The 25,699-nt window shown below is 71.4% G+C and carries 31 protein-coding genes; 13 read left to right on the top strand and 18 right to left on the bottom strand.

Translation table 11 applies throughout. The annotated features are described in order from the left end of the window. Window positions 1-102: 102 nt before the first annotated feature. On the bottom strand, window positions 103-867 hold the full coding sequence (locus tag AB0D93_RS14645; protein ID WP_362118665.1) for a GntR family transcriptional regulator: 765 nt from the start codon (window positions 865-867) through the stop codon (window positions 103-105). Between the two features lie 202 nt (window positions 868-1,069). Next, a complete protein-coding gene (nagB, locus tag AB0D93_RS14650) occupies window positions 1,070-1,855 on the bottom strand; it encodes a glucosamine-6-phosphate deaminase (RefSeq protein ID WP_362118668.1) in 786 nt (261 codons plus the stop codon). 121 nt (window positions 1,856-1,976) lie between these two features. Between nagB and AB0D93_RS14655 the strand changes: the two genes are divergently transcribed. Beyond that, a complete protein-coding gene (locus AB0D93_RS14655) occupies window positions 1,977-2,606 on the top strand; it encodes a TetR/AcrR family transcriptional regulator (RefSeq protein WP_362118671.1) in 630 nt (209 codons plus the stop codon). Window positions 2,607-2,948: 342 nt separating this feature from the next. Further along, entirely contained in the window at window positions 2,949-4,415 is a 1,467-nt protein-coding gene (locus AB0D93_RS14660; RefSeq protein WP_362119145.1) for a PAS domain-containing sensor histidine kinase, read from the top strand. Window positions 4,416-4,677: 262 nt separating this feature from the next. On the opposite strand, the gene AB0D93_RS14665 is transcribed toward AB0D93_RS14660, so the two are convergent. Together AB0D93_RS14665 and AB0D93_RS14670 are read right to left on the bottom strand one after the other, a co-directional pair. After that, on the bottom strand, window positions 4,678-4,935 hold the full coding sequence (locus AB0D93_RS14665) for a WhiB family transcriptional regulator (RefSeq protein WP_003992873.1): 258 nt from the start codon (window positions 4,933-4,935) through the stop codon (window positions 4,678-4,680). Between the two features lie 332 nt (window positions 4,936-5,267). After that, window positions 5,268-6,236 (bottom strand): diacylglycerol kinase family protein, encoded by a 969-nt coding sequence (locus AB0D93_RS14670; RefSeq protein ID WP_362118674.1) that lies wholly within the window; start codon window positions 6,234-6,236, stop codon window positions 5,268-5,270. Between the two features lie 158 nt (window positions 6,237-6,394). Between AB0D93_RS14670 and AB0D93_RS14675 the strand changes: the two genes are divergently transcribed. After that, the gene (locus tag AB0D93_RS14675) at window positions 6,395-6,841 is read left to right on the top strand and encodes a hypothetical protein (protein ID WP_362118677.1); all 447 of its coding nucleotides are present in this window, start codon (window positions 6,395-6,397) and stop codon (window positions 6,839-6,841) included. 14 nt (window positions 6,842-6,855) lie between these two features. Here AB0D93_RS14675 and AB0D93_RS14680 read toward each other — a convergent pair whose 3' ends face one another. From AB0D93_RS14680 to AB0D93_RS14690, 3 genes are all read right to left on the bottom strand, one after another. After that, the gene (locus tag AB0D93_RS14680; protein ID WP_362118680.1) at window positions 6,856-7,989 is read right to left on the bottom strand and encodes an RNA polymerase sigma factor SigF; all 1,134 of its coding nucleotides are present in this window, start codon (window positions 7,987-7,989) and stop codon (window positions 6,856-6,858) included. Then, window positions 7,986-8,402, bottom strand: coding sequence for an anti-sigma regulatory factor (locus AB0D93_RS14685; RefSeq protein WP_009190566.1), 417 nt, complete (start codon window positions 8,400-8,402; stop codon window positions 7,986-7,988). Before AB0D93_RS14685 ends, AB0D93_RS14680 begins: the two co-directional genes overlap by 4 nt. Window positions 8,403-8,725: 323 nt before the next feature. Further along, the gene (locus AB0D93_RS14690) at window positions 8,726-8,986 is read right to left on the bottom strand and encodes a UBP-type zinc finger domain-containing protein (RefSeq protein WP_362118684.1); all 261 of its coding nucleotides are present in this window, start codon (window positions 8,984-8,986) and stop codon (window positions 8,726-8,728) included. Window positions 8,987-9,047: 61 nt separating this feature from the next. Between AB0D93_RS14690 and AB0D93_RS14695 the strand changes: the two genes are divergently transcribed. Then, entirely contained in the window at window positions 9,048-10,643 is a 1,596-nt protein-coding gene (locus AB0D93_RS14695) for a Na+/H+ antiporter (RefSeq protein ID WP_362118687.1), read from the top strand. A 2-nt stretch (window positions 10,644-10,645) separates the two neighbouring features. Here the strand turns inward: AB0D93_RS14695 and AB0D93_RS14700 are convergent, their stop codons facing one another. After that, window positions 10,646-11,539 carry a pyridoxal-phosphate dependent enzyme gene (locus tag AB0D93_RS14700; RefSeq protein WP_362118690.1) on the bottom strand — a complete coding sequence of 298 codons (894 nt, stop codon included), beginning with the start codon at window positions 11,537-11,539 and terminating at the stop codon, window positions 10,646-10,648. Window positions 11,540-11,621: 82 nt separating this feature from the next. Beyond that, window positions 11,622-12,215: an N-acetylmuramoyl-L-alanine amidase gene (locus AB0D93_RS14705; RefSeq protein WP_362118693.1), complete on the bottom strand. Its 594-nt coding sequence runs from the start codon at window positions 12,213-12,215 to the stop codon at window positions 11,622-11,624. A gap of 315 nt (window positions 12,216-12,530) precedes the next feature. On the opposite strand from AB0D93_RS14705, the gene AB0D93_RS14710 reads away from it, so the two are divergent. The 6 genes from AB0D93_RS14710 (at window position 12,531) to AB0D93_RS14735 (ending at window position 17,121) form a co-directional block, all read left to right on the top strand. Next, window positions 12,531-13,937 carry a family 2B encapsulin nanocompartment shell protein gene (locus AB0D93_RS14710; RefSeq protein WP_362118696.1) on the top strand — a complete coding sequence of 469 codons (1,407 nt, stop codon included), beginning with the start codon at window positions 12,531-12,533 and terminating at the stop codon, window positions 13,935-13,937. A 112-nt stretch (window positions 13,938-14,049) separates the two neighbouring features. Next, complete coding sequence (locus AB0D93_RS14715; RefSeq protein ID WP_362118699.1) at window positions 14,050-15,231, top strand: family 2 encapsulin nanocompartment cargo protein polyprenyl transferase; 1,182 nt, start codon at window positions 14,050-14,052, stop codon at window positions 15,229-15,231. Between the two features lie 245 nt (window positions 15,232-15,476). Continuing rightward, a complete protein-coding gene (locus AB0D93_RS14720; protein WP_362118702.1) occupies window positions 15,477-16,064 on the top strand; it encodes a dihydrofolate reductase family protein in 588 nt (195 codons plus the stop codon). Window positions 16,065-16,090: 26 nt separating this feature from the next. Next, complete coding sequence (locus tag AB0D93_RS14725) at window positions 16,091-16,306, top strand: hypothetical protein (RefSeq protein ID WP_362118705.1); 216 nt, start codon at window positions 16,091-16,093, stop codon at window positions 16,304-16,306. A 22-nt stretch (window positions 16,307-16,328) separates the two neighbouring features. Further along, window positions 16,329-16,748 (top strand): YciI family protein, encoded by a 420-nt coding sequence (locus AB0D93_RS14730; protein ID WP_362118708.1) that lies wholly within the window; start codon window positions 16,329-16,331, stop codon window positions 16,746-16,748. A 40-nt stretch (window positions 16,749-16,788) separates the two neighbouring features. Further along, the gene (locus tag AB0D93_RS14735; RefSeq protein WP_362118711.1) at window positions 16,789-17,121 is read left to right on the top strand and encodes a DUF952 domain-containing protein; all 333 of its coding nucleotides are present in this window, start codon (window positions 16,789-16,791) and stop codon (window positions 17,119-17,121) included. Between the two features lie 294 nt (window positions 17,122-17,415). Here the strand turns inward: AB0D93_RS14735 and AB0D93_RS14740 are convergent, their stop codons facing one another. From AB0D93_RS14740 to AB0D93_RS14760, 5 genes are all read right to left on the bottom strand, one after another. Next, a complete protein-coding gene (locus AB0D93_RS14740) occupies window positions 17,416-17,832 on the bottom strand; it encodes a VOC family protein (RefSeq protein ID WP_362118714.1) in 417 nt (138 codons plus the stop codon). A 120-nt stretch (window positions 17,833-17,952) separates the two neighbouring features. After that, the gene (locus tag AB0D93_RS14745; RefSeq protein ID WP_362118717.1) at window positions 17,953-18,351 is read right to left on the bottom strand and encodes a helix-turn-helix transcriptional regulator; all 399 of its coding nucleotides are present in this window, start codon (window positions 18,349-18,351) and stop codon (window positions 17,953-17,955) included. A gap of 63 nt (window positions 18,352-18,414) precedes the next feature. Next, the gene (locus tag AB0D93_RS14750; protein WP_362118720.1) at window positions 18,415-19,122 is read right to left on the bottom strand and encodes a phenylalanine--tRNA ligase beta subunit-related protein; all 708 of its coding nucleotides are present in this window, start codon (window positions 19,120-19,122) and stop codon (window positions 18,415-18,417) included. A gap of 37 nt (window positions 19,123-19,159) precedes the next feature. Beyond that, on the bottom strand, window positions 19,160-19,807 hold the full coding sequence (locus tag AB0D93_RS14755) for an FMN-binding negative transcriptional regulator (protein WP_362118723.1): 648 nt from the start codon (window positions 19,805-19,807) through the stop codon (window positions 19,160-19,162). Window positions 19,808-19,842: 35 nt separating this feature from the next. Beyond that, window positions 19,843-20,679: an EamA family transporter gene (locus AB0D93_RS14760; protein WP_362118727.1), complete on the bottom strand. Its 837-nt coding sequence runs from the start codon at window positions 20,677-20,679 to the stop codon at window positions 19,843-19,845. Between the two features lie 116 nt (window positions 20,680-20,795). On the opposite strand from AB0D93_RS14760, the gene AB0D93_RS14765 reads away from it, so the two are divergent. Further along, window positions 20,796-21,380, top strand: a complete 585-nt coding sequence (locus tag AB0D93_RS14765) for an XRE family transcriptional regulator (RefSeq protein WP_362118730.1) — start codon at window positions 20,796-20,798, stop codon at window positions 21,378-21,380. Between the two features lie 155 nt (window positions 21,381-21,535). On the opposite strand, the gene AB0D93_RS14770 is transcribed toward AB0D93_RS14765, so the two are convergent. Together AB0D93_RS14770 and sodN are read right to left on the bottom strand one after the other, a co-directional pair. Further along, window positions 21,536-22,045, bottom strand: coding sequence for an N-acetyltransferase (locus tag AB0D93_RS14770; RefSeq protein ID WP_362118734.1), 510 nt, complete (start codon window positions 22,043-22,045; stop codon window positions 21,536-21,538). A gap of 408 nt (window positions 22,046-22,453) precedes the next feature. Then, window positions 22,454-22,849 carry a superoxide dismutase, Ni gene (gene sodN / locus AB0D93_RS14775; protein ID WP_004983535.1) on the bottom strand — a complete coding sequence of 132 codons (396 nt, stop codon included), beginning with the start codon at window positions 22,847-22,849 and terminating at the stop codon, window positions 22,454-22,456. Window positions 22,850-22,993: 144 nt separating this feature from the next. On the opposite strand from sodN, the gene sodX reads away from it, so the two are divergent. Next, window positions 22,994-23,428: a nickel-type superoxide dismutase maturation protease gene (gene sodX, locus AB0D93_RS14780; protein ID WP_362118737.1), complete on the top strand. Its 435-nt coding sequence runs from the start codon at window positions 22,994-22,996 to the stop codon at window positions 23,426-23,428. Here the strand turns inward: sodX and AB0D93_RS14785 are convergent. Next, a complete protein-coding gene (locus tag AB0D93_RS14785; protein WP_362118740.1) occupies window positions 23,311-23,961 on the bottom strand; it encodes a CGNR zinc finger domain-containing protein in 651 nt (216 codons plus the stop codon). The genes sodX and AB0D93_RS14785 overlap by 118 nt on opposite strands. A 100-nt stretch (window positions 23,962-24,061) precedes the next feature. On the opposite strand from AB0D93_RS14785, the gene AB0D93_RS14790 reads away from it, so the two are divergent. Then, the gene (locus AB0D93_RS14790) at window positions 24,062-24,820 is read left to right on the top strand and encodes a class I SAM-dependent methyltransferase (protein ID WP_362118743.1); all 759 of its coding nucleotides are present in this window, start codon (window positions 24,062-24,064) and stop codon (window positions 24,818-24,820) included. Between the two features lie 102 nt (window positions 24,821-24,922). On the opposite strand, the gene AB0D93_RS14795 is transcribed toward AB0D93_RS14790, so the two are convergent. Next, window positions 24,923-25,675: an amino acid ABC transporter ATP-binding protein gene (locus tag AB0D93_RS14795; RefSeq protein ID WP_362119148.1), complete on the bottom strand. Its 753-nt coding sequence runs from the start codon at window positions 25,673-25,675 to the stop codon at window positions 24,923-24,925. Between the last annotated feature and the right edge of the window lie 24 nt (window positions 25,676-25,699).

Consider the following 25,699-nt stretch of genomic DNA (forward strand, 5'->3'; position numbering starts at 1 on the left):
GTGTAATGCGCAGGCAATCTAGGTGACGGTGTCGCGAGAGCGGAAGACCTCGTTCGTATATCGGTATATCGATTCAGCGAACGTCCACAGGTCCCACCCGGCCTACTCCGCGGGGCGCTTGAGGCGGGCCACGAACTTGTAGCGGTCACCGCGGTAGACCGACCGCACCCACTCCACCGGCTTGCCCTCGCGGTCCAGGGAGTGGCGGGAGAGCATCAGCATCGGCAGGCCCACGTCGGTGCCGAGCAGGCCGGCCTCGCGCGGGGTGGCCAGCGAGGTCTCGATGGTCTCCTCGGCCTCGGCGAGGTGGACGTCGTAGACCTCGGCCAGGGCGGTGTAGAGGGACGTGTACTTGACCAGGGAGCGGCGCAGGGCCGGGAAGCGCTTGGCGCTGAGGTGCGTGGTCTCGATGGCCATCGGCTCGCCGTTGGCCATGCGCAGCCGCTCGATGCGCAGCACGCGTCCGCCGGCGGTGATGTCGAGGAGCCCGGCGAGCCGGTCGTCGGCGGTGATGTAGCCGACGTCCAGCAGTTGCGAGGTCGGCTCCAGGCCCTGGGCGCGCATGTCCTCGGTGTAGGAGGTGAGCTGCAGCGCCTGGGAGACCTTGGGCTTGGCGACGAAGGTGCCCTTGCCCTGGATGCGCTCCAGCCGGCCCTCCACGACCAGCTCCTGCAGGGCCTGGCGGACGGTGGTGCGGGAGGTGTCGAACTCGGCGGCCAGCGTGCGCTCGGGCGGGACGGGGGTGCCCGGCGCCTGGGTCTCCGTCATGTCGAGCAGGTGCTTCTTCAGGCGGTAGTACTTGGGCACGCGCGCCGTACGGACGGTCGTCCCGGCCTCGTTCTCCGCACTGCTGACGTCGGTGCTCATGTTCTGCCTTCCCGGCTCCGGATGCCGAAAGCGACCGACCTGGCATCGGCCACGGTTCACATCGTGGCACGGCTTCGTGGGTCAGGAGTCCACCCGCACGCTCCGTGATCTCCTCTATATACCGTCGCACCCCGTGTTGGTCTAGTCCATCGGGTGGGCGGGGTCCGACGGGGAGCTCCTGCCGGACCCCGGCCGGGGACGGTCAGATCCCCTGCCAGTCCGGCTTGCCCGCGTAGGTGTGGCGGAAGTAGTCCGCCAGCTTCAGCTTGGACGCCGCCGCCTCGTCGACGACCACCGTGGCGTGCGGGTGCAGCTGGAGCGCGGAGGCCGGGCAGACGGCCGCGACCGGGCCCTCGACGGTCGCCGCGACCGCGTCCGCCTTGCCCTCGCCGGTGGCCAGCAGCACCAGGTGCCGGGCCTCCAGGATGGTGCCGATGCCCTGGGTGATGACGTGGTGCGGCACCTGCTCGATGTCGCCGTCGAAGAAGCGGGCGTTGTCGACCCGGGTCTGCACGGTCAGCGTCTTGATCCGGGTGCGCGAGGCGAGGGACGAGCAGGGCTCGTTGAAACCGATGTGCCCGTCCGTGCCGATCCCGAGCAGCTGCAGGTCCACCCCGCCGGCTGCGGCGAGCGCGCGGTCGTACGCCGCGCACGCCGCCTGGATGTCCTCGGCGGTGCCGTCGGGTCCGAGGAAGGCGCTCATCTCGATGCCGAGCGGCTCCAGCACCTCCCGGCGCAGCACCGAGCGGTAGGACTCGGGGTGGTCGGCGGGCAGTCCCACGTACTCGTCGAGCTGGGCGATGCGTGCCCGCGAGGTGTCCACGGCGCCGGAGCGCACCTTCGCGGTGAGTGCCTGGTAGATGGGCAGCGGGGTGGAGCCGGTGGCCACGCCGAGCAGGGCGTCTGGCTTGCGTCGCAGCAGCTGGGCCATGGCCTCGGCGATCAGCTCGCCGCCCGCCGCGGCGTCCGGAACGATGACAACTTCCACGCTGGGCCTGCCGTTCTGAAGTGGGCTCTGTGCGTCAATGTGGTTTAGACCAATCTAACAGAATCGGGTCCCTTGGCATGCGCCCCTTCATTTCTCTAAGGGCCGCTATAAAATGCCCCTCATGGTGAGCGGGCAGGACGCGGGGACTCGGGCGGGGGACTCCAGGACGCGGGGCCGGCCGCGCTCCTTCGATCGTGCCACCGCGCTGGAGAAGGCGCTCATGGCCTTCTGGGAGCACGGCTACGAGGCCACCTCCGTCTCCGACCTGACGAGGATCATGGGCATCGGCGCCCCGAGCCTCTACGCGGCCTTCGGCGCCAAGCGGAGCCTGTTCGAGGAGGTCGTGCGGCTCTACGGCGACACGCACGGCGCCTTCGGGGACCGCGCCCTCGCCGAGGAGCCCACCGCCCGCGCCGCCGTGGCGCGGGCGCTGCGCGAGGCGGCCGCCGAGTACACCGACCCCGCGCATCCGTACGGCTGTCTGGTCGCGCACGCGGCGGCCAACTGCACCAGCCCCGAGGTGGAACGGCTGCTGCGGGAGCGGCGCACCGCGAACAGGGCCGCGTTCGAGTCCCGGATCCGGGCGGACGTCGCGGCCGGGCTGCTTCCGGCCGGCACCGACGCCGCCGCCCTCGCCCGGCACACCGCGGCGATGATGCAGGGGATGTCCCAGCAGGCGCGCGACGGAGCGAGCCGGGAGGAACTGGAGGCGCTCGGGGAAATTGCCATGGCCATCTGGCCCCGCGGCTGACCCGGGCGGGCTAGGCTGCGTGGCATCGGGTGCCATCGTCTTGTCCGCGCGGCGTTCGTGCATGCCGACAAGACCATGGACACACCGTTGTGGTCTAGTCCACAATCCAAGTGAACAAGCCTCCGTCTTCCCCGCACAGGAAGGCGGATCGAGGAACCGGCGCTCTCTGCCCTGACTGCCCCGGCTCCTCGACCTTCGGCCGACCGGGACCGCACACCCCACGGCCGATGATGCTCCGGGCTGCGGTGCCGGGAGGGTTGAGGGTCCCTTCCAGGCGCCGCGGCCCGCGGGTGTTTTTCAGCCATGTTCAGACGTGCGGGTACGCTCGCAGACGTGCCCTCCATGAACGAACTGGTCCGCCAGCACACCGCCCTCGACGACTCCGATCTCGAGTGGCTGCATCTGCTGGTCTCGGAGTGGCAGCTGCTCTCCGACCTCTCCTTCGCCGACCTGGTCCTGTGGGTGCCGACCCGGGACGGCACCCGGTACGTCTCGGTCGCCCAGATGCGCCCCAACACCGGCCCCACCTCGTACCAGGACGACATGGTCGGCCACCTCGTCCCGCGCGGCCGCCGGCCCATGCTGGACGCGGCGCTGGACGAGGGCCGGATCGTGCGCGAGGGCGACCCGGAGTGGCGCGAAGAGGTCCCCGTGCGGGTCGAGTCCATCCCCGTACGGCGCGAGGGCCGGGTCCTCGGCGTGATCGCCCGCAACACCAACCTGCTCACCGTCCGCACCCCGAGCCGGCTGGAGCTGACCTATCTCCAGAGCGCCTCGGACCTTGCGCAGATGATCGCGGCAGGATCGTTTCCCTTCCCCGACCAGCAGGTCGACATGGACGCCTCGCCGCGCGTCGGCGACGGCCTGATCCGGCTGGACGCCGACGGCATCGTCCAGTACGCCTCCCCGAACGCCCTGTCCGCCCACCACCGGCTCGGCCTCGCCGCCGACCTGGTCGGCCAGCACCTTGGGCAGATCACCGCCGAACTCGCCCCGACCCGCGGCCCGGTGGACGAGGCGCTGGTCAAGCTCGCGAGCGGCTGGGCGCCGCGCGAGTTCGAGATCGAGGCCAACGACGGGGTGATCCAGTTCCGGGCGATCCCGCTCAAGCCCAAGGGCACCCGGATCGGTTCCCTGGTGCTGTGCCGGGACGTCACCGAACTACGGCGCCGCGAGCGGGAGTTGATCACCAAGGACGCGACCATCCGGGAGATCCACCACCGGGTGAAGAACAACCTGCAGACGGTCGCCGCGCTGCTGCGGCTGCAGGCCCGGCGCATCGAGTCCGAGCGCGGCCGGGAGGCCCTGGAGGAGGCCGTTCGCCGGGTCGGCTCGATCGCGATCGTGCATGAGACGCTGTCTCAGAACCTGGACGAGCGGGTCGAGTTCGACGACATCGCCGACCGCGTGCTCGCGATGGTCGCAGAGATCTCGCCGGGCAAGGTGTCCGGCCGGCGCAGCGGGCGCTTCGGGATACTCGACGCCGAGGTCGCCACCCCGCTGTCGATGGTCCTCACCGAGGTGCTGCAGAACGCCCTCGAACACGGCTTCCGCGAGGGCGACACCGGCACGGTCGAGGTCTCCGCGGTCCGTGGCGGCACCACCAAGGAGGCCCGCCTGCTCGTCACCGTCCAGGACGACGGCGTCGGACTGCCCGAGGGCTTCGACCCCCACCGCTCCGGAAACCTGGGGCTGCAGATCGTACGGACGCTGGTGGAGGGCGAGTTGGGCGGTTCGTTCGACATGGTCCCGGCGCCGGGGCGGGGGACCAGGGTGATCCTGGACATTCCGGTGCGGGCGCAGAAGTGAGCAACTCCGCCTGCCGCGGGAGAGTTTGAGCAAGGCGGTTTGCGCAAGGCGGTTTGCGCAAGGTGCTTTGAGCAAGGTGCTTTGCGCAAGGCGGTGTGAGCACAGCAAAAAGCCCCGGACCGCCATGGGTCCGAGGCTCGTGCTCGTTGCTGCTTATATCGCTAAGCGCATCGGGGGATACTGCGCGCTGCGGCTCGGGGGCGGGAGATGCGTGCGTGCTGCACGCGCCGCCAAGCTCAGGCTGTCAGCAGGGGTGGGTGTGTCAGGCGGAGGCCTGACGAGCCCGGTTGCGGGCGGCGCGGCGCTTCATGGCGCGGCGCTCGTCCTCGCTGAGACCACCCCAGACGCCGGAGTCCTGACCGGACTCGAGCGCCCACTGCAGACACTGCTCGATCACCGGGCAGCGACGGCAGACGGCCTTGGCTTCCTCGATCTGCAGCAGCGCAGGACCGGTGTTGCCGATGGGGAAGAAGAGCTCGGGGTCTTCCTCGCGGCAAACGGCGTTGTGACGCCAGTCCATGGCTGCTACCTCTCCTAGGTTCTCTGAACGTATTACGTACAGGTTGCTTGTGAATGTGAACGCTTTCACGAATCCCTCAACAAGTGAAGGGCCGACCGCCGAGTCTTCACCCGGCGTGGTCCTTGGTTTGAAGAGGGGTTCTGGTGATCAGTGGAGGCCGGTGTTGCGGGCCGTCCCGATCGCCACGTAGAGACTCGCAAACCTCAGCGGCGGATACAACCCCTTCCGGAAAGTTTTTTTTGATTCCTCGGTGTCGACTAGGTCACAGCCGTACTTCCATGGGGTGGATCCTGGCCTAAACGTTCGAGTGAAAGGACTTTCGCCCTTTCCGCTCACACAATCACACGCAGTGCACGGCGTACGCCTGTGAACGTCACGCTGGTACGCAGTCCGAGGTGGTCTCCGTCCATCTGCAGGGGGAGGGGCACCTTCGAATGCAAGGTGAACCGGTCCTGGTCGTGCAGCGAGACCACGTGCTTGCCGTGGGGGCCGCGCTCGGGGGACGAAGTGAGCAACTGGGTGCCATACCGGGCAACCGCGGCCGTCGACAGGCGGCTGAGACCGAGTACGTCGACGCCGGTATCGAACGAGGCCTTAGGCGACGTGTACATGGGGCGATTGCCGAGATACGTCCAAGGGGACGTGTTCGAGACTATGGCGACCACAAGATCGGCGATGGGGTCCTCGCCGGGCCGCTCCAGCGTGATCGAGCCGTGCCGGCGGTTCGGCTCGCCGAGGAACTGCCGGATCACCTGGCGTACGTACAACGCGTGCGTCGACTTCTTGCCCTGCTCGCGCTGCTGCTCGACCCGGCCGACCACGCCCGCGTCGAAGCCGAGCCCCGCGTTGAAGGTGAACCAGCGGTCGGGGACCGCCTCGTCCTCGGTGCCGGGTGTGCCCGAGGTCAGCCCGAGCCCGACGACCCGCTCGCGGCCCTCCCGCAGCGCGTCCAGCAGCGCGCCGGTGGCCTCCACCGGGTCGTTGGGCAGACCCAGGGCGCGGGCGAAGACGTTCGTGGAGCCGCCGGGTACGACGGCGAGACCGGGCAGGCGCTCCAGGGCGGGGCCGGCGTGCAGGAGGCCGTTGACGACCTCGTTGACCGTGCCGTCGCCGCCGAGGGCGACCACGAGGTCGATGTCGTCACTGTCCGCCGCCTGCCGGCCGAGGTCGCGGGCGTGGCCGCGGTACTCGGTGGTGACCGCCTCCAGCTTCATCTCGCTCGCCAGCGCGTGGATCAGGACGTCGCGCCTGCGTGCGCTTGTGGTGGTTGCCGCCGGGTTGACCACGAGAAGTGCACGCATGGAGGGCAGCGTACCTACTGGGGGGTACCGGGCCCAGACCGAGGTAGGGATCGGGTAAGAGGTGGGGACGTGACGCTGGACACTCGGGGTGCGCCTGGTGGGGTCGGTCCCCCGGCGCCCCTGCCGGGTGCCGGCACCGGCCCCGCTACCCTTCTGGGGTGAGCAGCGAGCAGAACCCCGCCCAGGACACCGCCGAAGCCGCCGCCGGCCCGCGGCCCCGCCGGCTGACCTATGCCGCCGTGCTGGCCGCCGTCGAGGGTCTCGCGCTGGTGGCCGGAGGGCTGTGGGTGCTCGTCCTCGGGATCGCCGGGGACCCGGACGACCGGCAGCAGGCCGTGACCCTGGGCATCACGCTGGCGGTGCTCGCGCTGCTGCCGCTGCTCGCCGCCCGTGGACTGCTGCTGCGGCGCAGCTGGAGCCGGGGCCCCGCCGTGATCACCCAGGTCATGGCGCTGCCGATCGCCTACAACCTGCTCCAGGCCGACAGCATGGCCATCCCGGCCGGGATCGCCCTGGCCGTCGTGGCCGTGGCGGCGCTGGTGCTGCTCGTCAACGGCGAGACGACCCGGGCCCTCGGCATCAGGGGACCGGGTCGCGCCGAATAGGCCACCGCGCCGGATCACTCCTCGACGAGGAGCTTCTCCCGCAGCTGGGCCAGCGTGCGGGCCAGCAGCCGGGAGACGTGCATCTGGGAGATGCCGACCTCCTGCGCGATCTGCGACTGGGTCATGTTCCCGAAGAAGCGCAGGAGAAGGATCCGCTTCTCGCGCGGCGGGAGGTCCTCCAGCAGGGGCTTGAGGGACTCGCGGTACTCCACACCCTCCAGGGCCTCGTCCTCCGCGCCGAGGGTGTCGGCGACCGCCGGGGACTCGTCGTCGGTGTCGGGGACGTCCAGGGACAGCGTGGAGTACGCGTTGGCGGACTCCAGGCCCTCCAGGACCTCCTCCTCGGAGATCGAGAGCTTCTCGGCCAGCTCGTGGACGGTGGGGGAGCGGCCGTGCAGCTGGGACAGCTCGGCCGTCGCCGTGGTCAGCGCGAGCCGCAGCTCCTGCAGCCGGCGCGGCACGCGGACCGCCCAGCCCTTGTCGCGGAAGTGCCGCTTGATCTCGCCGACGACGGTCGGGGTGGCGTACGTGGAGAACTCCACGCCGCGGTCCGGGTCGAACCGGTCGACGGACTTGATCAGACCGATGGTGGCGACCTGCGTGAGGTCGTCCAGCGGCTCGCCGCGGTTGCGGAAGCGGCGCGCGAGGTGCTCCACGAGCGGCAGGTGCATACGGACCAGCTGGTTGCGCAGCTCCGCGTACTCCGTGCTGCCCGCGTTCAGGGTGCGCAGCTCGACGAACATCGCCCGCGCCCCGCTGCGGTCCTGGGGCCCGTGCTGTGCGGCCTGCACGGCCTCCGCGCCCAGCGCGTCGTCCTCGGCGTACCGCTCGTGCTCGCTCATCGTCCCGCCCGTAGCCCTTCCCCGAGCCCTGGCCCCCGCACGAGCGGCGACCCCGGCGCCACCGGGTCCCTCCGCCGGTACGCCCTGCACGCCGCCCTCATCCGCGGCATGCGCGGAGTCGTCCTCCGGGTGCGGCCTGGCCTGCTCGGGGATGCCGTCGATGCCGTCCGCCATGCGCCGGGAACCGTCCCGGGGGGCCTCCCCGGAGGTCTCGCCCGTGCTCGGCCAGGGGGCACCCCCGTCCCCGGCCGGCAGCTCCCGTGTGCCGCGCTCTTCGTCCCGCACCGGACCGTCCCCGTTCCTCACGCCGGGCCAGGGCCCGCGCCGCGCTGTTTGTAGAGGCTGATCGACACGGTCTTGTCCTCGTCGACGGCGGACGAGACCTTGCCCGCGAGGGCCGAGAGCACGGTCCACGCGAAGGTGTCCCGCGAGGGGGCGTGACCGTCCGTGGTCGGCGCCGAGACGGTGACCTCCAGCGAGTCGTCGACGAGCCGGAAGACACAGCTGAGCACGGAGCCGGGCACGGCCTGTTGGAGCAGGATCGCGCAGGCCTCGTCCACGGCGATGCGCAGGTCCTCGATCTCGTCCAGGGTGAAGTCCAAGCGGGCCGCGAGACCGGCCGTGGCCGTCCGCAGCACCGACAGGTAGGCACCCGCAGCCGGCAGCCGGACTTCCACGAAGTCCTGATTCGCCGCGGGCTCGCCTGCGATCTGGGACACCCTCACCTCCATGGTGGTACAAGCTCTACGGGGCCGAGGGTCGCCCCCCGGGGGTAACGCGTACGTGGTTCAAGCGGTGACGCTATCGCGCTCCGAACCTTCCTGTCCCGGGACCCCAACCCCCTTGGCGTCACTCACAGTAAAGCTGTGCATACGCTCCGTGTCTAGAGGGTTCGCGGGCCCAAATGGGAAGAGCGCGCGCCGGGTTGACGTACCCAGACGTCAGACGCTCGAACCGTCGTGCGGCCACCGCCGCATGCAGTGTCACACGAGAACGGGGTCGGACGGGAATGCGATCACGCGCGAGGGCGCTCGGAAGGGGGTCAGACGAGTACGTGGTCCACGAAGCACCACCGCCACTCCTCGCCGGGTTCGAAGGACCGCATGACCGGGTGACCGGACGTCTCGTGGTGCTGCGTCGCGTGCCGGCCGGGCGAGGAGTCGCAGCAGCCGACGTGACCGCAGGTGAGACACAGCCGCAGCTGCACCGGGTGCGTGCCGTCGCGCAGGCACTCCGGGCAGGTCGCGTCGAGCGGGTCCGGCTCCGGGTGCGGCAGCGCGTCGGAGTGCGTGCACTGTTTCATGATTGCCAGATTACGACGGGCGTGCGGGTGGCCGCGCGGAAAACGAGGGTGGGCGAGGACGATGAACGTGTTGCCGCTGCTGTTGCTGGTGGCGGGCAGTGCGGCGATCGCGGGGGCCGCCCGGCGCACTCCGGTGCCGGCGCCGCTGCTGCTGGTCGCCGTCGGCCTGGCGGTGTCGTACCTGCCCGGGGTCCCGCACTACACGCTGGACCCGGAGATCGTCCTGCCCCTGGTGCTTCCCCCGCTCCTGTACAAGGAGGGCACGGAGAGCTCGTACCTCGATCTGCGCGCCCAGATGCGGCCCGTGGGCCTGCTGTCGATCGGGTACGTGCTCTTCGCGACCTTCGTGGTCGGCTGGGCCGCCTATCTCGTCGTGCCGGGGCTGCCGCTGCCCGCCGCGCTGGTGCTGGGCGCGGTGGTCGCGCCGACGGACGCGGTCGCGGCCGCCGCCATCGCGCGCCGGGTGGGCCTGCCGTCCCGGGTCACCACCATCCTGCAGGGCGAGTCGCTGCTCAACGACGCCACCGCGATCACCGCCTACCGGGTGGCCCTCGGCGCGGCCGTCGGCGCGGGCGCCACCTGGGCGAGCGGGATCGGTGAGTTCCTGCGGGCCGCGGTCGGCGGTGTCCTCGTCGGACTCGTGCTCATGGTGCCGATCCACTGTCTGCGCACCCATCTGAAGGAAGCCCTGCTCCAGAACACCCTCTCGCTGCTGATCCCGTTCGTCGCCTACGGCGTGGCCGAGCAGTTCCACGGCTCCGGAGTCCTCGCCGTCGTCGTGGTCGCGGTCTACCTCGGGCACCGCGCGTGGGAGGTCGATTTCGCCACCCGGCTGCAGGAGGACGCGGTGTGGCGGATGGTCGCCTTCCTGCTGGAATCGGCGGTGTTCGCGCTGATCGGCCTGCAACTGCCCACTGTCCTGAAGGGGTTGGGCGCCTACCACGGGGCCGACGCGGCCTGGTACGCGGTCGCGGTGTTCCTCGTGGTCGTCGTGGCCCGCTTCGTCTGGGTGTACCCGGCGGCCTTCCTGCCCCGCGTGCTCTCCCGGCGGATCCGGGAACGCGAGGACAACCCGACCTGGCGGGCGCCGATCGTGACGTCGTGGGCCGCCATGCGCGGTGTGGTGTCCCTGGCCATCGCCTTCTCGATCCCGCTCACGGTGCACGGCGGCGCCCCCTTCCCGCAGCGGAACCTGATCCTCTTCCTCACCTTCACCACGGTCATCGGCACCCTCGTGGTGCAGGGCCTGACACTCGCGCCGCTGATCCGCCTGATGCGCTTTCCCGGCCGCGACCCGCAGGCCGAGACCCTCGCCGAGGCCAATGCGCAGGCCCAGGCCTCCCGGGTCGCCGAACAGCGCCTCGACGACCTCCTCGCCGACGACCGCAACGCCCTGCCCCCGCCGCTCGCCGACCGCCTGCGCACGGTCCTGGAGCGCCGCCGCAACGCCGTCTGGGAGCGCCTCGGCCAGACCAACCCCGTCACCGGCGAATCGGTCGACGACACCTACCGGCGCCTGTCCCGCGAGGTGATCGGCGCCGAACGCGAGGTCTTCGTCCGGCTGCGCGACCACCGCTACATCGACGACGAGATGCTGCGCGCGCTGCTCAGACGCCTGGACCTGGAGGAGGCGGCGGCCTACCGGGAGGCGGAGTAGCGCTACGGGAACGGCCGCCCGGTGACGACGGCGGCCACGGTCGTCCCGCGGGCGAAGGCGCCCTCCTCCGCGAGGGCGACAAGTCCGTAGAGCAACTTGGCGACATAGAGGCGCTCCACCGGTAGCCCGTGGCGGTCCTCGAAGTCCTCGGCGAAGGCGTGCAGTTCGGGTGTCGTACGGGCGTATCCGCCGAAGTGGAAGCGCTCGTCGAGGGACCAGGAGCCGGTACGGGCGCCGAAGGCACGTTCCTGCAGTGCCTGTATGTCGCCTTCCAGGAAGCCGCCCTTGAGGACCGGTACGCCGAGCGCACGCTGACCGGGGGCCAGCCCCGCCGCCAGCCCGGCGAGCGTGCCCCCCGTGCCACAGGCGACCGCGACGACACCGGCGCGCCCGCGCAGCTCCTCGCCCAGCGCCCGGCAGCCACGTACGGCCGCGCTGTTGCTGCCGCCCTCCGGGACGACGTACGCCTCCTCGGCCCCGGCCGCGCGCAGGACGGCACCGAGCGTCTCCGGCTCGTTCTTGCGCCGGTACGTCGATCTGTCGACGAAGTGCAGCCGCATGCCGTCCGCCGCGCACCGGGCCAGGGAGGGGTTGAGCGGCCGGCCGGCCAGCTCCTCGCCGCGGACCACGCCGGTGGTCGGCAGCCCGAGGAGGCGGCCCGCGGCGGCGGTGGCGCGCAGGTGGTTGGAGTAGGCCCCGCCGAAGGTGACCAGCGGCCGGCCTGCCGCCGCCTCGATGTTCGGCACGAGCTTGCGCCACTTGTTGCCGACGAGGTCGGGGTGGACGAGGTCGTCGCGTTTGAGGAGCAGCCGGAGCCCGTGACGGCCGAACCGCTCGTCGCCGACCTCCTCGAGGGGTGAGGGGAGGCGGGGGGTGAGGGGGCCGGGGCTGGTCACCGCATCATTGTCGCCCGGACCACCGCGCGCCCGTACCCGTACCCGTGCCCGCACCGGGCAGCGGCGGGCCCCCGCTACGGCGCTACCCCTTCAGTCGCCCGGCCACCCGCTCCCGCAGCCAGTCCATACCGAACCCCCGCGGATCCACCTTGCCCGGCTGCCACTCCAGGTGACCGATGACCGACCGCTCCGACCACCCGTGCCGCCGGCACAGGGCCGCCGCGGCCCGCTCGATCGCCTCCAGCTGGGCCTTTGGCCAGGGATCCTCCCCGTCGCCCAGGTTCTCGCACTCGAAGCCGTAGAAGTGCCGGTTGCCGTCGGTGTCCGCCTCGTTGGCCGGCGGCAGTCCCTTCTCGGCGATGACCGCGCGCAGCACGTCGTCGTCGCCGAGGCCGGCGTGGTTGGCGCGGCCGTGGCCGACCAGGTGGACCGTGCCGTCCTTGGTGATCACGCCGTGGCACAGGGGGCCCGGCAACGCCGGACGGCCCTGTCGGCAGAGCTCCACCGTGTGCGCGCTGCCCCGGGTCGCCGTGTGGTGGACCATCACGCCGTGTACGGGCCCCCACGGACCCTTGTGATTGCGGTTGTGGTTCTGCCAGTCGCCGACCTCGACGACCGTGACGCCCTCCGCTCGCAGAGCGTCCAGAAACCCGCTCGCGGACATGGGTGGGGCCATGCCGCCTCCTTCGTGCCGTGCTGTGCCGTACCGGACCGACCGTGCCGATCCGCCGGTCCTCCGGTGAAACCTCTACCGAAACCGGACGTCCCGGACCACATCGTTCGCACGCTGTGCGAGCCGATCCGGACAGGCCGCGCGACCACCCGGTGTCACGTGAGCCGTGCCGGGGTCCTCCTTTGTGCCCGGTAATGCGATGATCCATTCCCGCTCTTTCGGGTAATGGCGCGGTGACGGTCCGTGATGGAAGGCTCGGGTGCCGAGACCGGTGCCACCTGCGATTCGGCGCCGGGCATACCTGGGAGGCAATTCTCTATGTCGGTAGGCGAAGAGGTCCGCACGGATCAGGGCAAGCCGCAGCAGTCCCTCGGGACGGCGGCAGCGCGGAACCTGGCCACCACCACCAAGTCCGTTCCTCAGATGCAGGAGATCAGCTCCCGCTGGCTGCTGCGCACACTCCCGTGGGTCGACGTGCAGGGCGGCACGTACCGGGTGAACAGGCGCCTGACGTACAGCGTCGGCGACGGCCGCATCACCTTCGTGAAGACCGGGGACCAGGTCGAGGTCATCCCGGCGGAACTCGGCGAGCTCCCGGCCCTGCGCTCGTACGAGGACGAGGAGGTGCTGACGGAGCTGGCCCGGCGCTGCCGCCAGCGCGACTTCGCGCCCGGCGAGGTGATCGCCGACTTCGGCAACCAGACGGGCGAGGTCTACCTGCTGGCGCACGGCAGGGTCGAGAAGATCGGCACCGGCCCCTACGGCGACGACGCCGTCCTCGGAGTCCTCGCCGACGGCGCCTACTTCGGCGACCAGGCGCTGCTGGACCCGGACGCCATCTGGGACTACACCGTCCGCGCGGACACAGCGACCACCGTGCTGATCCTCAGTCGGCAGGACTTCCAGCAGGTCGCGGAGCGCTCGGACAGCCTGCGCGAGCACCTCGAACAGCTGCGCTCGCTGCCGGAGCAGCGGACCAACAAGTACGGCGAGAAGGAGGTCGAACTGGCCGCCGGCCACTCCGGCGAGCCCGACATCCCGCACACCTTCGTCGACTACGAGGCGCGTCCCCGTGAGTACGAGCTGAGCATCGCCCAGACCGTGCTGCGCATCCACTCGCGCGTGGCCGACCTCTACAACCAGCCGATGAACCAGACCGAGCAGCAGCTCAGGCTCACGGTCGAGGCGCTCAAGGAGCGCCAGGAGCACGAGCTGATCAACAACCGCGACTTCGGTCTGCTCCACAACTGCGAGTACGACCAGCGGATCCAGCCGCACGACGGCGTGCCCGGCCCGGACGACATGGACGAACTGCTCAGCCGCCGGCGCAGCACCAAACTGTTCCTGGCCCACCCGCGCGCGATCGCCGCGTTCGGGCGCGAGCTGAACAAGCGCGGACTGGTCCCGGAGACCGTCGAGATCGGCGGCAACCGCATCCCGACCTGGCGCGGAGTGCCGATCTACCCGTGCAACAAGATCCCGGTCACCCCGGAGCGCACGACCTCGATCATCGCGATGCGTACCGGCGAGCAGGACCAGGGTGTCATCGGCCTCAGGCAGTCGGGCGTCCCGGACGAGATCGAGCCGAGCATGTCCGTGCGGTTCATGGGGATCAACGAACAGGCCATCATCAAGTACCTGGTGACCGCCTACTACTCGGCCGCGGTACTGGTGCCGGACGCGCTCGGCGTGCTGGAGAACGTCGAGATCGGCCGGTGGAGGTGACGTTTCCGCACTTCGCGGCCGTGTCCCCGTCTCTCGGGGAGGGTAGACCCTCGGAAACATCGTCCGGCCGGGCCGGCCACGCCGGTGTCCGCGGACCTGGCGAGGGGGAGACATGGCCGAGTTCATGACGGAGACGGAACAGCGTTCCCCCGCCGTACCGCGCCCCGGCGCGGCGGGGGAACGGCGGGGGAGGACCGGCGGCGCCGGTGCGCTCGCGGAACACCCGGGGCAACCAACCGGGCGACATCCCGACGGGCGCCTCGAGGCACAGGAGGCGGCCGCGCTGCTGGAGCGAACCCGGGCCCTGGTCGACCCGGAGCTGCGCACGGCCCTGGAGTCGCTGCCGGGCTCCCTGCGCCGGATAGCGCTCTACCACTTCGGCTGGCAGCGCGCGGACGGCAGCCCGGCCACGGGCAACGCCGGCAAGGCGATACGGCCCGCGCTCGTCCTAGCGGCGGCCGACGCCCTCGGCGGCCCCGCGGCACGTACGGCGGCGGTCCGGGCCGCGGTGGCGGTCGAACTGGTCCACAACTTCACGCTGCTGCACGACGACGTGATGGACCGGGACACCTCCCGCCGGCACCGGCCCACGGCCTGGACCGTGTTCGGCGACGCCGACGCGATACTCGCCGGTGACGCCCTGCAGGCGCTGGCCCTGCGGCTGCTCGCCGAGGACCCGCACCCGGCCGCCCGCCGGGCCGCGGCCCGGCTCGCGAAGTGCGTCGTGGAGCTGTGCGCCGGCCAGCACACCGACACGGACATGGAGGGGCGTGCCCCGGACGAGGTCACCCTCGACGAGGCGCTCGCCATGGCCGAGGCGAAGACCGGCGCGCTGCTGGGCTGCGCCTGCGCCCTCGGCGCGCTGTACGCGGGCGCGGGCGCGGAGGAGGTGGCGGCGCTGGACGGCTTCGGCCGCCAGGCCGGGCTCGCCTTCCAGCTGATCGACGACGTCATCGGCATATGGGGCGACCCGCGGCGCACCGGCAAGCCGGCCGGCGCCGATCTCGCGGCCCGCAAGAAGTCACTGCCCGTGGTGGCGGCCCTGTCCTCCGGCACCGAGGCGGCGGCCGAACTGGCCGAGCTGTACGGCAAGCCCTTCGTCTCCGGTGACGCCGAGGCCGTCGCGCGTACGGCACTGGCCGTGGAGCGGGCCGGCGGCCGGGACTGGGCGCAGGCCGAGGCGGCCGACCGGATGGCCCGTGCCGTGCAGGAGCTGTCCCGTGCCGTCCCCGGCCCCGAGGCGGCGGGCGGTCTGCTGGCGCTCGCCGAGTTCGTGACCCGGCGCAGCGGCTGAGCCCTGCCGGCACGGCAGGAAGAGGACCCGGAGCCCCGGGCCCGCGCGGTTCCTGACCCCGCACGGGCACCGGGGCTCCGGCCGTCCGTGCGGCCCGCCATGCGGAATCCCTTCTCCCACTTGCCCTCGATCCCGACGGCATCCCTCAAATCCCTTGCGACCACTACAAGCGGAGTACTACAAATGAAGCACTACAGAGGGAGTGGTTAACCGGCCGCTCCACAGCCTGCGAAAAGAGACCAAGCTTGCGAAAGCTCACGTATTTCATCGCCTGCTCGCTCGACGGCTTCATCGGCGACGAGCACGGTGACGCCTCCGAGATGGTGCGCCGCTTCCTGGACGAGGAGTTCCTCGGCTTCCTCACGACGGAGTTCCCGGAGACCCTGCCCACCCACGTCCGCAGGCCGATGGGCGTGGACCACCTGGAGAACAAGCGGTTCGACACCGTCGTCCAGGGCCGGGCCAGCTACGAGCTGGCGCTGAAGGAGGGCATCACCAGCCCCTACGGCCACCTGCGCGAGTACGTCGCCTCGCGCACGCTGGGCGGCTCGCCCGACCCGAACGTCACGGTCCTCGCCGACGACCTGGTCGGCCGGGTACACGAACTGAAGGCCGAGGAAGGCGGGTTGGACATCTTCCTGTGCGGCGGTTCGCGGCTCGCGGGCGCGCTGCTGGAGGAGATCGACGAACTCGTCATCAAGACCTACCCCATCGTCTACGGCACCGGCATGCCGATGTTCGGCACCGGCCTCGACATCAAGGAGTTCACCCTGGACTCGGTGCGCGCCTTCGGCAACGGCGCGCTGGTGCGGACGTACCGCAGGAAGCGCTGAGCGCCGGCCCGCCCTACCCTGGGGGCATGGACAGCGAGGACCACGTCTGTCCCGTCTGCGGACAGCCCGTCGACACGGTCGTCGCACGGCGCAAGACGCTGGGCGCCTGGGTGCCGGTGTGGGGCCCCGGACCCTGCCGCAACCCCGACTGCGCGGCCCACGCGGAGCCCGTCGAGCCCCCGGCCGCGGCGGAGGGGACCGAGTCCCGGCGCCCCGGTGAATCCGCGGCCGGGAAAGCCTGAGCCGTGCCGAGAAGAGCGGACCATGAAGTACCTGGTGATGGTGCACGGTACGCAGGCGGACTACGACGCGATGGCCGGCAAGCCCACCGAGCACGCCCCGGCCTGGACCGAGGCCCAGCTCAAGGCCGTGTACCTGTACATGGGCGCGATCAGCGACGACCTCGCCGAGTCCGGTGAACTGCTCGACGCCGAAGGACTGGCCGAGCCCGCCCGGACCCGGCTGGTCGCGCGGGGCGAGGACGGCGGGACCGTGATCACCGACGACCCGTACGGCGACACCGAGGCGCTGCCGGCCGGTTACTGGGTGGTGGACTGCGCGAGCCTGGACCGGGTGACCGAGATCGCCGAACGCGTCACCCGGTGTCCCGGTCCCGAGGGCCTGACAGGTCCCGTGGTGATCCGGCCCCTCGTGGAAGGCGCCGAGGACAGCGGCGCCCGGTAGACGGACGCGTGCGGCCCGGCCGGGGCCGTAGCGTGGGCGCATGCCGAAACTTCCGCACATCGTCCACATCACCGAGCGCTCCCTGTGGGAGGCCGCGCGCGAGCGCGGCGCCTACGAGGTGTCGACCCGTGGCCGCACCCTCCAGGAGGAGGGCTTCATCCACTTCTCCACCCGCCAACAGCTCCCGCGCATCGCCGAGTTCCTCTACGGCGACTACGACGGCCCGGACGAACTGGTCGTGCTGGTCGTGGACCCGGCCCTGGTCGGCGTGCCGGTCAGGTACGAGGCCATGGAGCCCGGCGGGGAGGAGTTCCCGCATGTGTACGGGCCGGTGCCGGCCGACGCCGTGGTGGACGTGGAGTCCTGGGGGTGACCGGACAGGGGCGACGCCTCGCCGCCGGTGGTGGCGGTGGGCGGCGGCGCTCCGGGCGGTCTCCGTGGCCGTGGGGCGAGGGCTCACGCTCGTAGGCCAGGGGGATGCCTGGCCGGGGCCTGCCCGCGCGCCGGGGCGTGTGCCCCTGCGCGACGACGGTTCGCCGACCGCCGCCCGTCTCACTTCTCGCTGGCCGGCGTCCGGCGGCCGGTCCCCGGGTCGCGCCCGGTCAGGCAGCAGACGCCGCACGCCGGGCCACGTCCAGGCGTGAACTCGCCCGCCGGGCCCCCAGTTTCACTCCGCGGGCCGCTGGAGGAAGCGCAGCTGGTTGCCCGCCGGGTCCCGGAAGGCGCAGTCGCGCACCCCGTACGGCTGGTCCGTCGGCTCCTGGAGCACATCGGCGCCGGACTCCCGCACCCGCTCGTACAGCGCGTCGCAGTCCTCGGTCGTGAAGATGACACCCCGCAGCATGCCCTTGGCGAGCAGTTCGGCCATCGCCTGCCGGTCGGCGGGGGAGGCGTCCGGGTTCGCGCCGGGCGGCTCCAGCACGATCTCGACGTCCGGCTGCAGCGGCGAGCCCAGGGTCACCCAGCGCATGCCCTCGAAGCCCACGTCGTTGCGGACCTCCAGGCCGAGCACGTCACGGTAGAAGGCGAGGGCCTTGTCGTGGTCGTCCACCGCGATGAAGCACTGCTTGAGTTTCATGTCCATGGCCTCACGCTAGGCCCATCCGGGCCGGGGCGCGCGCGAGTCGGCAGGGCGGGTGAGACCGGCGGTTTTCGGACGGCGCGGAGACGCCGGGGGCCGCGGTGCGGGCTCCCGCAGCCCGACTCAGTAGGGCCGGCGGCGCGGGCGGGTGAACGTACGGGTCACGCAGGACGGGATCACCGCGCTCTCCTCGTGGTCACGGGCCCGGTAGGCGCTCGGGGTCTCCCCGACCAGCTCGGTGAAGCGGGAACTGAAGGAACCGAGCGACGTACAGCCCACGGCGAGGCAGACCTCGGTCACCGTGAGGTCGCCGCGGCGCAGCAGCGCCTTGGCACGCTCGATCCTGCGGGTCATCAGATAGCTGTACGGCGTCTCGCCGAAGGCCTTGCGGAAGCTGCGCTGGAAGTGGCCGGGCGACATGTGGGCGCCGCGGGCGAGCTCGGTCATGTCGAGCGGCTCGGCGTACTCACGGTCCATGCGGTCGCGCACGCGCCGCAGCCGTCTGAGGTCCTCCAGGGTCACGTCCACAGCTTGGCACAGGGCACCGACATCGAGGAGGGGCCGTTTTCCTGATCGTGCCGCAGCTCAGACGGTGACCTGGGGCTGTGCCGGGCCGAGGTGGTGCACGGCGGTCTGTTCGGCGTGCGGGGCGAGCAGGCCCTGCAGTTCGCCGGCCGCGGCCTTGAGCACGTCGCCGTCCCGGGTGGCGTGGAGGGTTTCGAGGACGAAGGCGACGTGGACGGAGTCCTCGGTGATGCGGGTGCGGTGGGCGTCGCGGTGGTTCCAGTGGCGGGTCAGCACGCCGGTGGTGTCGGCGTAGACGATCTCGCCCGGCCTCGGGTTCTCGACCGTTCCGGGTTCGCCGAGCGGGGTGAAGGACTCGGCGCCGTCCGCGTGGCGGATGTCGACGTCGCCGGTGACCTGGTCGAGGTCGAAAGCACCGGCGGGCAGGCCGTGCCGTACGGAGACGGCGTTGTAGGAGTCGACGGCCGGGTTGATGCGCGGCAGCGACCCCTTCTTGGCGAGGCGGCGGCCGAGCGCGTCGACGCTGGGCCGGACGCGGCGCGGGTTGGTGCCGAAGGAGCGGTAGGCGGTGTGCCACGCCTCGATGCGGGGGTCGGTCTCGTCGGCGGGCCGCCAGCTGCCCGCGGCGAGCTGCTGCTCGAGTTCCGCCAGGGCGGCGGAGGTGTGCGGCCAGGGCTCGTGACCCCGTACTCCGGTGGCGGTGACCAGGGCGATGAGGGTGTCGGGGAAGGCGGCCGCGACGGCGGGGGCGATGCGGAAGGCGGGCATGGGAGGGTTCCGTTTCCTGCGGGGGGGGGCGGGCGGGTCAGGGCTTCCAGGGGCCGATGCGGTCCAGGCGGCGCAGCTGCCGGCGCGCGGCGGACGCGTCCAGGCCCTGGCCGCGCTCCGTGAGACGGGCGGCGACGGCGGTCCGGTGCTCGACCGGTTTGTGGTCGTCGTACTTGAACTTGGCCCGTACGTCGGTCACTTCCAGGCGCAGACCGCGGATGCCGGACAGCATCCGGCCGTACGGAGGCCGGTCCACGGCGACCGGACCGTGGTCGCCGTCGGGCTGGAAGTGGGCGAGCTGACGGCGCAGCAGCTCGGCCTTGGCCTCGGGATCATCGACGATGACCGCGCGGCAGGTGAACTGGACGGCCGCGTAGTAGCTCGTCGGCACGCCGTCGGTGGGCGGGGTGCCGGGCCCGGCGCGCCAGGGGCCGGGGACGAAGGCGTAGTCGCCGATGACGGTGAAGGTGACGTGGGGATCGTGCTCGATCGCCTCCCAGACCGGGTTGGGCCGGGCCAGGTGGATCAGCAGATCGTTGCCGTCGCCGGTGAAGTGGGTGGGGACGACGGCGGGCGGACGGCCGGGCAGTCCGTTGACGCTCAGCTGCCCGAAGTCGTGGCCTTCGGTGATCCAGGCCTGCCACTCGGCCTCGTCGAGACCGGCGTCCCAGGGGTGAACCAGCATCTTGCTCTCCTTGGTGCGGTGGCGGTGGCCGCGGCTCAGGTCAGGGCGAGGAGACCGACGGCCACGGCGGCGGTGCCCAGGCCCACGAGCTGGGCGCGGTGGATGCGTTCGGCGAGGAGGCCGCGGGCGAGCAGGACCGTGCCGGCCGGGTAGAGGGCCGTGATCACGGCGACGACGGTGAGGTCCCCGCTGCGGGCGGCGAGCAGGAACAGCAGGTTCGCCAGCGAGTCCAGGACACCCGCGGCCGCCGACATCGCGTACGCCGGCCGTTCGGGGCCCAGCCTGCGACGCAGCAGCCCGGCCGCGGCCAGGGTGACGGCCGAGGAGACGGCCCGGCCGACGATCAGCGGGGCCACTCCGCTGTCGGCCGGCGCCTGGTGGAGGAAGACCAGCTGGAGGGCGATGGCGGCGCCCGCGCCGAAGGCCGACACCAGGGCCGTACGGGAGGGACGGGACGAGCCCGCGCCCTGTCCGGCGCTGACCAGCACCACCGCGACCAGCGCGAGCGGCAGCCCGACCAGTGCGGCGGTGGTCGGATGCTCGCCCTGGAGCAGGCCGACCCCGACCGGCAGCGCGGCGGACACCAGAGCGGTCACGGGCGACAGCACGTTCATCGGGCCGATCGCCAGGGTTCGGTAGAGCAGGGCGAAGGCGGCGGCCGAGGCGACCCCCGAGGCGGCGCCCCAGCCGAGGGCCGACCCGCTGAACGAGGCACCGAGCACCGGCCACAGCAACAGCTCGACCGCGAGACTGGCCGGGGCCGCGACCAGCACGGTACGCAGCACATGGGCCTTGCGGGCGCCGAAGCCACCGAGGAAGTCGGCGCAGCCGTAGGCGAGTGAGCTACCCAGGGCCAGCAGCAGAGCGATCACGGCACATCCTTGGTATTACAGTGGAACGACCACACCGTACAACGGAACGACCGACATGTGTCAACCAAACGACCGGGCGGTACATTCCAGTGAGCCACGTCTAAGGATGGTGATCAGTGGCCGAGACAGCCGCGGCGCTGCGGACGGTCGCGCACAACGTCAAGGCGGCCCGCGCCCGCGCCGGCCTGTCGCTGGACGAGCTCAGCAGGCGCGCCCAGGTCAGCAAGGGTGCTCTGGTGGCGCTGGAGAAGGCCCAGGGGAACCCCAACCTGGCCACCCTCGTCCGGCTCGCCGACACCCTCGGCATCTCGGTGTCCGCCCTGATGCAGGGCTCGCCCGAAGATCGCGTACGAGTCGTCTCCGCCGACGCCGTCGCACCGCTGTGGACCGGGGAGCGCGGCAGTGAGGCGCGCCTGATGCTGACCACCTCGGGCCCGTCCCCGGTCGAGGTCTGGCGCTGGCGGCTGGAGCCGGGCGAGGAGTACCCCAGCCACCCCCACCAGGGCGGCGTCGTGGAGACCGTCAGCGTCACCTCCGGCCGGATGACCCTGGTGGTCGACGGCGCAGAACACACCGTGGAAGCCGGCCAGACCGCCACGTTCGACGGCGACACGACCCACACCTACCGCGGCGCGGGCACGGAGGGCTGCCACCTGATCATGACGGTCCACCTGCCACCCGGCCCCGCCGCGACGCCCTGACTGGCGGTACGTGCCCGCGCGGGGCGGACATCCGGACGGAGGAGGCTCGGCGCGGGCATCGCCGGTGGTCGGCGGCGGCGGAACGGAAGGCGCCGCACAGCGGTGACGGCGTCCCGCACGCCCACGCGTGCAGAACACGGAGGCGGGCGGCCGGTTCAGACGCCGAACGCGGGCGGGTAGACGATCGTGCCCTGCGGTACGGGCCGCTGCGGATCCAGCGGCAGAGCCATCAGGGCCTCATCCGGAACGTCGAACGGGGCACGGATGCCGTACCGGGAGGCCGGGACGAATCCGAATCGCGGGTAGTAACCGGGATGGCCGAGGACCACAACCAGGTTCTCGCCCCGAGCGCGGGCAGCGTCCAGGACGGCGTCGATCGCGGCGGCACCGGCGCCCTGACGCTGCCGGTCAGGCAGGACCGCGCAGGGAGCGAGTGCCAGCGCGTCGTGCCCGTCCCCGCGGCAGCGGGTCAGCAGCGCATGCCCGACCGGCGCGCCCTGTGCGTCCACCGCCAGCATCGACAGTCCCTCGACCCAGGCCACGGGGTCACGACGCAGCGCCTCCACCAGGTCGGCCTCGGCCGCGGTGGGAAAGGCCGCGAGGTTGACGGCGCGCACCGCAGGCGCGTCGCCCTCACGCTCCGGGCGGCAGGTCCAGGTCGGCATGACAGGGATGTCCGTTCCGCTCGGGAAATCGGCAAGCCGTAGGGGCGAGCCCGTCTTCGCCTCGCATTCTTGCATCCGAAGACCGAGGTCAGCCCCATCGACCGAGCAGGATGCACAGGGCGATTCCGGCCGCTCTTGCCAGACGGGGCAGGTCCACATCTCCTGGGCGGATTTGACGTCTCTTCACCTCCGCCCCCATCGCCGGCGGAGCGAGCGTCAAGCAGGTCCAGCTGGTCCTCGGCCACGCGTCCGCCGTCAACACGCCGCGGATCCACGCCCATCCGTGGCCGGGCGAAGAAGACCGCACCCGGACCGTCATGGACGCCGTGCTCGGCGGCCTGCGGGCCGGGTGCGGACAGGTAGGCGATGCGACCCGCGGAACCGCAGGTCAGACGGCCTAGCCAAAGATCAAGCCTTCTTGGTCTCCCAGAAGATCTTGTCGATCTGGGCGATGTAGTCCAGCGCCTTCTGGCCCGTCGCCGGGTCGGTGGACGCCTTGGCGGCCGAGAGGGCCTTCAGGGTGTCGTTCACCAGCTGGTGCAGCTCCGGGTACTTCTCGAAGTGCGGGGGCTTGAAGTAGTCGCTCCAGAGCACGGAGACGTGGTGCTTGGCGAGCTCCGCGCGCTGCTCCTTGATGACGGTGGCGCGTGCCTGGAAATGGGGGTCGTCGTTGCCGGCCATCTTCTCCTGGACGGCCTTCACCGACTCCGCCTCGATGCGGGCCTGGGCCGGGTCGTAGACGCCGCAGGGCAGGTCGCAGTGGGCGCTGACCTTGACCTTGGGGGCAAACAGGCGGGAAAGCATGGAGCATTCCTTCCTCGTGATCGTCTTCTCAGGTGCGACATTACTCCCTGAGGAAGGCGATTTCTCGGGTGCCCCCTAGGGCTTAGGACAAAAGTCCAGGGTCAGACTGAGACTGGTGGAGGAACGGACCGGGGAGGTGCCGGGATGCCGGAGCTGTCGCAGGAGACCGAGCGGGGGAGGGCCGTGGCGCCGTTCGGAGTGGCCGAGGTGACCGGCCCGTCGATGGTGCCCACGCTCCTTCACGGGGACCGGCTGCTGGTGCGGTACGGGGCCGCGGTCAGGCCGGGGGACGTCGTCGTCCTGCGTCATCCGTTCCAGCAGGACCTGCTGGTCGTCAAGCGTGCCGTGGAGCGGCGCGAGGGCGGCTGGTGGGTGCTCGGGGACAACCCGTACGCGGGCGGGGACAGCACCGACTACGGGGTGGTGCCCGACGAACTCGTGCTGGGCCGGGCACGCTTCCGCTACCGGCCGTTCCCGGCGGGCCGCCGCTCCCCGCTGACGCTGGCGCGCTGGGCGCTCTCGGCCGTCAGGCCGCTGCTGCCCGACCGGTCGGCCTCCAGGCGCTTGCGGGCCCGGTAGGCGGCCACGTTGGCGCGGGTCGCGCAGCGGTCGGAGCAGTAGCGCCGGGAGCGGTTGGTGGAGGTGTCGAGGTAGGCGTTGCGGCAGGGGGCGGCCTCGCACAGGCCCAGGCGGTCGACGCCGTACTCGGTGAGGTGGAACGCCAGGCCCATCGCCGCGATGGCCGCGTACCCGGCGGTGGCGTTGGAGGGGTGGTCGGCCAGGTGCATGTGCCACAGGGGGCGGCCGTCCTCGTCACGGTGGTCGTGGCCGGAGATCTGAGGGCTGACCGGGAACTCCAGGAGCAGTGAGTTCAGCAGGTCCACCGCGAGGGTCTCGTCGCCCTTGTCCGCCGCCTCGAAGACCGCGCGCAGCCTCGCCCGTACCGAGCGGAAGCGCGTGACGTCGGCGTCCGTGGCGCGCCGGGCCGCGGACGAGTTGGCGCCGAAGAGGCCGCGGACGGCCTCGACCGAGGTGAGCGAGTCCTTCCCCCGCGCCGGCTCCTCGCTGTTGACGAGACGTACGGCGTAGTCCGAGTAATAGGCCAGTTCCACTTGTAGTCCTTACGGGGGCGCTTTATGGTCGTGTCTGCGGTCGGGTAACAGCCGGTCGTGCTTCCAGGGTATTACGCATCACGAGGGGAGACGGGGATCCATGACGACGAGTACCGGAACCGACTGGGCGGCCTGGCAGGAGAGCTGGGACCGGCAGCAGGAGTGGTACATGCCGGACCGCGAGGAGCGGTTCGGGATCATGCTCGACATGGTCGAGGCGCTCGTGGGCACGGCCCCGCGCGTCCTCGACCTCGCCTGCGGCACCGGCAGCATCACCGACCGGCTCCTGAGGCGCTTCCCCGAGGCCACCAGCACCGGCGTCGACCTCGACCCGGCCCTGCTCGCCATCGCGCGCGGCACCTTCGAGGACGACGACCGGGTCTCCTTCGTCACCGCCGACCTCAAGGACCCCGGCTGGCCGGCCCGGCTGCCGTACGACTCCTACGACGCCGTGCTGACCGCCACGGCCCTGCACTGGCTGCACAGCGAACCCCTCGCGGCCCTCTACGGTCAGGTCGCGGAGCTGGTTCGCGACGGCGGTGTCTTCATGAACGCGGACCACATGATCGACGACAGCACGCCCCGGATCAACGCGGCCGAGCGGGCACAGCGCCACGCGCGCATGGATCAGGCCAAGCGGGAGGGCGCCTTGGACTGGGCCGAATGGTGGCAGGTCGCCGCCAAGGACCCGGTACTCGCCGGTCCGACGGCGCGCCGCTTCGAGATCTACGGCGAGCACGCCGACGGTGACATGCCGTCCGCGGCCTGGCACGCGCGCGTCCTGCGCGAGAAGGGCTTCGGCGAGGCCCGGCCCGTGTGGTGCTCGCCGTCGGACACGCTGCTGCTCGCCCTGAAGTAGCCCCGCCGCGCCCGGGCGCGGAAGCGAGGGCACCGGCCGCTGCCGTGGCGGGGCACGCGGAAGGGGCGGTACGAGGATCCCGTACCGCCCCTTCTCAGGCGCTCAGAGAACCTTCGACAGGAACGACTGCGTCCGCTCGTGCCGGGGGTTCGTCAGGACCTCGCGCGGATGGCCCGATTCGACCACCACGCCCTCGTCCATGAACACCAGGCTGTCGCCCACCTCGCGGGCGAAGCCCATCTCATGGGTGACGACGACCATGGTCATGCCGGACTCGGCGAGGTCCCGCATGACGTCCAGGACGTCACCGACCAGCTCCGGGTCCAGGGCCGAGGTCGGCTCGTCGAACAGCATCAGCTTCGGGTCCATCGCCAGGGCCCGGGCGATCGCCACCCGCTGCTGCTGGCCGCCGGAGAGCTGCGAGGGGTAGTGCCCGGCCCGGTCGGCCAGCCCCACACGCTCCAGCAGCTGCATGGCCCGCTCCCGGGCCTGCGTCTTGCCGACGCCCTTGACCTGCACCGGCGCCTCCGTGACGTTCTCCAGCGCCGTCATGTGCGGGAACAGGTTGAAGCGCTGGAAGACCATGCCGATGTCCCGGCGCTTCATGGCGACCTCGCGGTCACGCAGCTCGTAGAGCTTGTCGCCCTGCTGGCGGTAACCGACCAGCTCGCCGTCGACGTACAGCCGGCCGGCGTTGATCTTCTCAAGATGGTTGATGCACCTGAGAAACGTGCTCTTGCCGGAGCCAGAGGGGCCGATCAGGCAGAACACCTCGCCCGGCTTCACCTCCAGGTCGATGCCCTTGAGCACCTCGACATGACCGAAGGACTTGTGGACGCCCTGCGCCCTGACCATCGGGACCGACTCCTGCGGCGGGGT

The sequence above is a fragment of the Streptomyces sp. NPDC048191 genome (assembly GCF_040652655.1).
GTDB lineage: Bacteria > Actinomycetota > Actinomycetes > Streptomycetales > Streptomycetaceae > Streptomyces.